General features: G+C 65.5%; 1 protein-coding gene. It reads right to left on the bottom strand.

Going from position 1 to position 1,075, the window contains the following annotated elements:
- Positions 1–203 precede the first annotated feature (203 nt).
- A partial coding sequence (locus K338_RS25920) for an SGNH hydrolase domain-containing protein (protein WP_281166632.1) occupies positions 204–1,075 on the bottom strand: 872 nt, incomplete at its 5' end.

The raw sequence follows: 1,075 nt of genomic DNA, 5'->3' as shown, positions 1-1,075 counted from the left end.
CCGCGTGGTAGACCAGCACCAACCCAATCGCAACAGCCCGCAACCCCTCAATATCAGGCCGAAAACCCCCACCCCCCACACGCGAAGACACACCCCGAGCAGGTACTACCCGCTCATCTGACGTGGCCGGCACCTCGACCTTCGAACCCATCGACACCTCCATCACGACGACCCGGCGTACTGTAACGCCTAGCGCTGGTCTCTCAGGATTCCGCCACGGCCTCGTCGACGGCGGGGACGAGCCGGTCTGCCAGGTCGGGGGTGAGGGTGCGGACGTAGGTGTCGGTGACGTGGGAGGTCTGTCGGTAGACGAGGACGTTGCCGATGACCGGTACGCAGGTCTCCTCGGGGCAGATCTGGTCGGTCATGTCCACCAGCTCCACATCGGGTACCTCCTCGGCGGCCGCACGCTGCTGCGGCGCCTGAGAGGCTGCGATGCCCTCCTTGCGGTCGAAGGTGCAGGCCTGGAGGTTGTCCAGGTTGTCCGCCACGCACTCATACACCGAGAGATCTCCAGGGCTCGGGGTGTCCAGGATCGTGACGACGGGGATGTCGGCGTCGGTCAGGTCGGTCCACTGCTCGGTGAGCGCCTGGGTCATCACGTCGTGGGAGCCGGTGTCCGGGTCGGTCCAGTCCTCGAGGGCCGTCGTGGTGCGCCCAGAGACGACGACAGCGTCGGGGTCGAGCTCGATCAGCTCTGCTAGGACGTTCTCGTTCCACTGCTGGCAGCTGGTGTACGGCTGGCCCTCGTCCGTCTGCATCCCTGCGCTGAACACACACGAGGACTTGGTGTAGGACTGCACGTGCCAGCCTTCGTCGTTGGCGATCTGCTCGATCGCCGACTGCCACTGCAGGACCTTGGAGTCGCCGACGACGGCGATCACTGTGTCGCTGTCGAGATCACCGTATTCACACATGATCACCTCGGCATCGGTCTGGTTCTGCTGACACCCCTCAGCGTAGGCAGAGGGCACCGACTCGGTGGCTTGGGTGGCTTGTGGGGTGAACCAGTCCACCGAGGCCAGGGAGGCCACCGATCCTGGTGGGGCCTCCGCACTGGCCGACCCACCCTGGT

This window comes from Ruania albidiflava DSM 18029, from assembly GCF_000421225.1.
Classification (GTDB): Bacteria; Actinomycetota; Actinomycetes; order Actinomycetales; family Beutenbergiaceae; genus Ruania; species Ruania albidiflava.
The sequence above is the reverse complement of the archived record's forward strand: the minus strand, read 5'-3'. Positions and strand labels throughout refer to the sequence as shown.